The organism is Streptomyces viridosporus, from assembly GCF_002078235.1.
In the GTDB taxonomy this organism is placed as follows: Bacteria; Actinomycetota; Actinomycetes; order Streptomycetales; family Streptomycetaceae; genus Streptomyces; species Streptomyces viridosporus.
Genome location: NZ_MSGP01000480.1, coordinates 1 through 6,845 on the forward strand (window position 1 = coordinate 1; position 6,845 = coordinate 6,845).

At 74.7% G+C, this 6,845-nt stretch carries 6 protein-coding genes; 2 read left to right on the plus strand and 4 right to left on the minus strand.

Translation table 11 applies throughout. The features are described 5' to 3' along the window. The 4 genes from dnaG to B7L92_RS29715 form a co-directional block, all read right to left on the minus strand. A partial coding sequence (gene dnaG, locus B7L92_RS29700) for a DNA primase (protein ID WP_081240449.1) occupies nt 1–1,090 on the minus strand: 1,090 nt, incomplete at its 3' end. Between the two features lie 67 nt (nt 1,091–1,157). Next, nucleotides 1,158–2,423: an NAD(P)/FAD-dependent oxidoreductase gene (locus B7L92_RS29705; RefSeq protein WP_081240450.1), complete on the minus strand. Its 1,266-nt coding sequence runs from the start codon at nt 2,421–2,423 to the stop codon at nt 1,158–1,160. Nucleotides 2,424–2,603: 180 nt separating this feature from the next. Continuing rightward, a complete protein-coding gene (locus B7L92_RS29710; RefSeq protein ID WP_081240451.1) occupies nt 2,604–3,938 on the minus strand; it encodes a deoxyguanosinetriphosphate triphosphohydrolase in 1,335 nt (444 codons plus the stop codon). A gap of 49 nt (nt 3,939–3,987) precedes the next feature. Then, on the minus strand, nt 3,988–4,851 hold the full coding sequence (locus B7L92_RS29715) for a sirohydrochlorin chelatase (RefSeq protein ID WP_081240452.1): 864 nt from the start codon (nt 4,849–4,851) through the stop codon (nt 3,988–3,990). A 210-nt stretch (nt 4,852–5,061) separates the two neighbouring features. On the opposite strand from B7L92_RS29715, the gene B7L92_RS29720 reads away from it, so the two are divergent. Next, entirely contained in the window at nt 5,062–5,763 is a 702-nt protein-coding gene (locus B7L92_RS29720; RefSeq protein ID WP_081240453.1) for a SanA/YdcF family protein, read from the plus strand. Between the two features lie 108 nt (nt 5,764–5,871). Next, nucleotides 5,872–6,845, plus strand: a 974-nt coding sequence (locus B7L92_RS29725; RefSeq protein ID WP_159461069.1) for a molybdopterin oxidoreductase family protein, incomplete at its 3' end; no start/stop codon positions are given.

The window sequence follows — 6,845 nt, forward strand, 5'->3', positions numbered from 1 at the left end:
CGACGGCCTCGTCGCCCTTGGCCAGGCGCAGGTCGCAGGGGTCCATGCCGTCGGGGGCGATGGCGATGTAGGTCTCGGCGGCGAACTTCTGGTCGTCCTCGAAGGCGCGCAGGGCCGCCTTCTGGCCGGCCGCGTCGCCGTCGAAGGTGAAGATCACGCGGGCGCTGCCGTTGTCCATGAGCAGCCGGCGCAGGATCTTGATGTGGTCGCCGCCGAAGGCGGTGCCGCAGGTGGCGATGGCGGTGGTGACGCCGGCCAGGTGGCAGGCCATGACGTCGGTGTAGCCCTCGACGACGACCGCGCGGGAGGACTTGGCGATCTCCTTCTTCGCCAGGTCGATGCCGTAGAGGACCTGGGACTTCTTGTAGATCGCCGTCTCGGGGGTGTTGAGGTACTTGGGGCCGTTGTCCGCGTCGTGGAGCTTGCGGGCGCCGAAGCCGACGACGTCCCCGCCGATGTCGCGGATGGGCCACATCAGCCGGCCGCGGAAGCGGTCGATGGGACCGCGTCGGCCCTCCTGGGAGAGACCGGAGAGGATCAGCTCCTTGTCGCTGAAGCCCTTGCCGCGCAGGTAGCGGGTGAGGTGGTCCCAGCCCTGGGGGCTGTAGCCGACGCCGAAGTGCCGGGCCGCGGCCTGGTCGAAGCCGCGCTCGGCGAGGAAGACCCGGCCGGTCTCGGCCTCGGGGGAGGTCGCGAGCTGCTCCGCGTACCACTCCGCGGCGATCTTGTGGGCCTCGACCAGGCGGATGCGCTCACCGCGCTGGTGGGCGGGGTTGTAGCCGCCCTCCTCGTAGCGCAGGGTGATGCCGGCCTGGGCGGCCAGCCGCTCGACCGCCTCGGAGAAGGAGAGGTGGTCGATCTTCATCACGAACGTGAGGGTGTCGCCGCCCTCCTGGCAGCCGAAGCAGTGGAAGAGTCCCTTGCTCGGGCTGACCTGGAAGGACGGCGACTTCTCGTCGTGGAAGGGGCACAGGCCCTTGAGGTTGCCGCCGCCCGCGTTCCGCAGCTGGAGGTACTCGGACACCACGGCGTCGATCGGGACCGCGTCCCGTACCGCCTTCACGTCCTCGTCGTTGATCCGTCCTGCCACGGGTGAAGTCTAAGCGGGCGGTCGGACACCCCCGGGACGGGGAGCACCGCACGGGGCGGGCGGCCGCTCAGGACACGAGGCTTTCGAGCGGGACGTGCGGGTCCGCCAGCGCCTCCGTGTCCACCGCGGTCCGGGAGCGGATCAGCCGCTGGATCGGGTCCGTGACGTCCCACACGTTGACGTTCATCCCGGCCAGCACCCGGCCCTCCCGCACCCAGAACGCGATGAACTCGCGCTTGCCCGCGTCACCCCGGATCACCACCTGGTCGTAGGAGCCCGGGGGCGCCCAGCCGGAGTACTCCATGCCCAGGTCGTACTGGTCGGTGAAGAAGTACGGCACCCGGTCGTACACCTCCTCCCGGCCGAGCATCGCGCGGGCCGCCGCCGGGCCGCCGTTGAGGGCGTTGGCCCAGTGCTCCACGCGCAGCCGGGCGCCGAAGAGGGGGTTCGGGAAGGAGGCGACGTCGCCGGCCGCGTGGATGTCGGGGTCGGAGGTGCGCAGCCGTTCGTCGACGAGGACGCCGCCGCCGTCCGCGGGGTCGGCGAGCTCCAGGCCCGCCGCCTCGGCGAGGGAGGTGCGCGGGGCGGCGCCGATGGCGGCGAGGACCGCGTGCGCGGGGTGTTCCTCGCCGTCGTCGGTGCGGGCCGCGAGGACCATGCCGTCCTGCCCGGTGATCTCGGTGAGCGTGGCGCCGAAGTGAAAGCGGACGCCGCGCTCGATGTGCAGCTCGGCGAAGAGCTGGCCGAGCTCGGGACCGAGGACCGAGTGCAGCGGGGTCTGGCCCCGGTGGACGACGGTGACCTCCGCGCCGTACTCGCGGGCCGCCGCCGCGACCTCCAGGCCGATCCAGCCGGCCCCGGCGATCACCAGGTGGCCGTTGTCGCGGCCGAGGGAGGTCAGGACGCCCTTGAGGCGGTCGGCGTGGGCGAGGCGGCGCAGGTGGTGGACGCCGGCCAGGTCCGTGCCCGGGATGTCGAGGCGGCGGGGTTCGGCGCCGGTGGCCAGCAGCAGCTTGTCGTAGCGGACGGTGGTGCCGTCGTCGCCGAAGCGGACGGTCTTCGCGGCGCGGTCGACGGCGTCGACGGTCTGGCCGAGGTGCAGCTCGACGTCGTGGCGCGCGTACCAGGCGGGCTCGTGCACGAAGGCGCCGTCGCGTTCGTCCTTGCCGAGGAGGTAGCCCTTGGACAGGGGCGGCCGCTCGTAGGGGTGGTCGCGTTCGTCGCAGATCAGTATCACGCGGCCGGTGAAGCCCTCCGTTCGCAGCGTCTCGGCCGCCTTCGCGCCGGCCAGGCCGCCTCCGACGATGACGAATGTCTGATCCGCGTCGACCACTTGATGCCTCCTGCCGGGATCCGGGGGTGTCCCCCGGAGAACACTGTGGGTGCCGCCATCTGCGAGCGTCCCGCACGCAGTGTGGTGCGGGAAGGGGTGGTGACCCGATCAGGCCACGCAGGGTCACCTTCGGGCGTGCTCGCGTCTCTCCCGTCTCATCGGTCCCCTCTCATCCCTGTCTCATCCCTGCCCCGTGAGACGGGCGTGAAGCGAGCGGGCCGAGGCGTCGGTGAGGGACGCGATCTGGTCGACGATCACCCGTTTGCGGGCGCGGTCGTCGGGGGCCCGGTCGAACAGGGAGCGGAACTGCGGGTCCAGCCCCTCGGGGGCGCGGGCGGTGAGCGCCTCGGCCAGTTCGAGGACGACGATCCGCTGGTCGGCGCGGAGCCGCTCCTGTTCGGCGCGCTGCATGACGTACCGGTCGGCGACCGCCTTGAGGACGGCGCACTCCATGCGGGTGCTGCGCGGCACGACCAGCTCGGCCTCGTACCGGGTGAGCCGCCCGCTGCCCCACGCCTGCCGGGTGGCGCCCTCGGCGGCGAGGCAGAAGCGGCCGATGAGCTGGCTGGTGGCGTCCTTCAGACGGGCCTGGGCGACGGCGGTGCCGTCGTAGCCGTGCGGCCACCACTCCTGGGCCAGGAGGCGGTCGAGGGCCTCGGCGAGTTCGGCGGGGTCGGTGCCGGCGTCGACGTACCGGCCGACGGCGACGGCGAAGACGGCCTCCCGCTCGGGGTCGGCGTGCAGGAGGTTGGGGTCGATGTGGCCGGCGTGCAGGCCGTCCTCCACGTCGTGCACCGAGTAGGCCACGTCGTCGGCCCAGTCCATGACCTGGGCCTCGAAGCAGGTGCGGGTGCCGGGGGCGTCCTTGCGGACCCAGTCGAAGACGGGGCGGTCGTCCTCGTAGACGCCGAATTTCGGGGAGGCCGGGTCGGTGGGGTGGGCGCCCCGGGGCCAGGGGTACTTGGTGGCGGCGTCGAGGGCGGCGCGGGTGAGGTTGAGGCCGACGCTGGTGAGGTCGCCGGTGGCCGGGTCGGTGACGAACCGCTTGGGTTCGATGCGGGTGAGCAGGCGCAGCGACTGGGCGTTGCCCTCGAAGCCGCCGCAGTCCTCGGCGAACTCGTTCAGCGCCTGCTCGCCGTTGTGCCCGAAGGGCGGGTGGCCCAGGTCGTGGGAGAGGCAGGCGGCCTCCACCAGGTCGGGGTCGCAGCCGAGGGCGGCGCCGAGCTCGCGGCCGACCTGGGCGCATTCGAGGGAGTGGGTGAGGCGGGTGCGGGGGCTGGCGTCCCACACCTGGCTGGAGGTCCCCGGGGTCACGACCTGCGTCTTGCCGGCCAGGCGGCGCAGGGCCGCGGAGTGCAGGACGCGCGCGCGGTCGCGCTGGAAGGCGGTGCGGCCGGGGCGTTTGTCGGGCTCGGTGGCCCACCGCTCGACGGCCGCGGGGTCGTATCCGGCGGGCGGGACGTGGTGCTCGGACGGCTGCGGGGCCAGGGGGGTGTCGGATGCGATGCCTTCCATGTGCCGACAGTAGACGCAGCCACCGACATACGGGATGTCGGCGACCGTTTCACGCCGGTGCGGGGACCGGTGCGGGGACCGGTGCGGGAGCCGCCGTGGGAGCCGTCCCCCGTGCCTGGTCGTAGCGGTGCAGGAGGAGGCGGGCCACCGCCGGGTGGGCGCCCAGGGGGGCGGAGGCGATCCACGGCGCGGCTTCGGCGCACTCCGTGGCGAAGCGGCCGGGGGCGGTGAAGCAGGAGGCGACGGCCACCCGGTGGCGGCCGCGGGCGGCGAGGGCGCGCAGGGCGTCGAGCACGGTGGGGGCGGCGGCGGAGGCGTAGGCGGGGACGACGGGGACGCCGAGGCGTTCGGCGAGCAGGCGCGCGGTGCGGCCGGTGTCGGCCTTCGCCTCGGGGTCGCGGGACCCGGCGGCGGCGAGCACGACCCCGCTCGCGCGGCGCGTCCCGTCGTCCGTACGGGTGGGCCAGCCGGCCTCGGTCAGGCGGGCGTGCAGGGCATCCACGAGCAGCGGGTGCGGGCCGAGCGGGGCGGCCACGCGCGGGTGCGGCCGGGCCCGGGCGGCCATCTCGGGGATGTCCCGTTTGACGTGGAAGCCGCGGCCGAGCAGCAGCGGGACGAGGACGGCGGACCCGGTGGCCCGCGCGCCGAGCTCGTCGAGCGTGTCGGGCAGCAGGGGCGCGTTCAGCTCGATGTGACCGAGGTGCACCGGCAGGCCGGGGCGGAGGGCGCGGACGCGGTCGAGGAGCGCCCGTACGGTGCTCGGCGCGCGCGGGTCGCGGCTGCCGTGGGCCACGACGACGAGGGCGGGCGGCACCGGGCGGCGCCGCCCGTCCGGTGGGCCGGGCCGTCCCGCGAGCCCGGTGCCGGTCCGGTCCGCGGGGTCCGCCGTGGTGTCGAGGTGCGTCGCCGTCATGCACCGAGGATCGCCGCGGCGCGTTGCCCGGCCGTTGCGCGCCGGTGACGGGCGTTTTCCGGCGGCTCACGGTGCGGGCCGCGGGGGTGTGAGGCCGTTGGACCTGCGGGTGTGCGCCCTCCCGTGAAGCGGGTCACAGGGCGCCGCGTGAACCGGGGGGCGCGGTGGGGCGTCTCTCCCCGTCGAGGACCGACCGGGGAGGGCCGTCCGATGCGCCGTTTCGGAGTTCGCAGACCACGCCTGCCGCGCACCCGCACGGGGCGGCGGCGGCTGACGCAGGCGGTGATGGCGGCGTGCGTGCTGGCCCTGCTGCCGGCGACGTGGCTGCACCTGGCGGCGGACGGCCGGCTGCGCACGACCGCCGACGTGCCGCGCACCGAGGTCGCCGTGGTCTTCGGGGCCGGACTGTGGAACGGGGAGCCGTCGCCGTACCTCGCCCGCCGGCTGGACGCGGCGGCGGAGCTGTACCGGGCGGGGCGGATCGAGGTGGTGCTGGTCACCGGCGACAACAGCCGCGAGGAGTACGACGAGCCGGACGCGATGCGCGCCTACCTGACCCGGCACGGCGTGCCCGACGCGCGGATCGTCAGCGACTACGCGGGCTTCGACACCTGGGACTCGTGCGTCCGCGCGAAGAAGGTCTTCGGCGTGGACCGGGCGGTGCTCATCAGCCAGGGCTTCCACATCCGGCGGGCGGTGGCGCTGTGCGGGGCGGCCGGGGTCACCTCGTACGGCGTCGGGGTCGACGACCGGCACGACCTCGTCTGGTACTACGGGGGCGTCCGGGAGATCCTCGCGGCGGGGAAGGCGGCGGCGGACCTGACGTTCCGCCCGGACCCGCGGTTCCTGGGGCCGAAGGAGCCGGGGGTGGAGCGGGCGCTGGCCGACGCGTCCGCACGGGCGGTCGGGTGAGAGCGCCGGACGCCTCACCGCGCCCCGCGGCCGGCGGGGAGGGCGCCGTACCGGCCGTGTAACGGGGACCGGTGCGCGGCGTAACACCGGCGGCGCAGGCTGGACCGCATGCGGAACACCGTGACGCCCACGCACTGCCCCTACTGCGCCCTGCAGTGCGGGATGAATCTGACGCCCGCGCCGGACGGCACCGTCGAGGTGGGCGAGCGCGCGGACTTCCCGGTGAACCGGGGCGCGCTGTGCGGGAAGGGGCGCACGGCGCCCGCCGTGCTCTCCTCCCGGGTGCGGCTGACCTCCCCGCTGGTGCGGTCCGGGGGCGGCGCGCTGGTCCCGGCCTCCTGGGAGGAGGCGCTGGACCGGGTCGCGGAGGGGCTCGGCCGGACCCGCGCGGAGCACGGGGCGGACGCGGTCGGGGTGTTCGGCGGGGGCGGGCTGACCAACGAGAAGGCGTACGCCCTCGGCAAGTTCGCGCGGGTGGTGCTGGGCACCTCCCAGATCGACTACAACGGCCGTTTCTGCATGTCGTCGGCGGCCGCCGCGGGCATCAGGGCCTTCGGCCTGGACCGCGGGCTGCCCTTCCCGCTGGAGGACGTGTCCAGGACCGGCTGCGTGATCCTGGTGGGGGCCAACCCGGCGGAGACGATGCCGCCGGCGCTGCGCTGTTTCACCGGCCTCAGGGAGAACGGCGGCACGCTGGTCGTCGTCGACCCGCGCCGCACCAGGACCGCCGAGCAGGCCGATCTGCACCTGGCGCCCCGGCCCGGCACCGACCTCGCGCTGGCCCTCGGGCTGCTGCACCTGGTCGTCGCCGAGGGCCGCACCGACGAGGCGTACATCCGGGAGCGCACCACCGGCTGGGAGGAGGCCCGGGCCGCGGCGATGGCGCACTGGCCGGAGTACGTGGAGCGGGTCACGGGGGTGCCCGTCCCCCGGCTCCGGGAAGCCGTACGGCTGTTCTGCGAGCCGGAGGCGGCGATGGTGCTCACCGCCCGCCCCGTCGCCAGGCACAGGTTGATCCACGCGCCCACCGTGTCGGTGCCCTTGGACTGCTGCTCGGGGCCGCGGGCGGTGAGCACCATCGC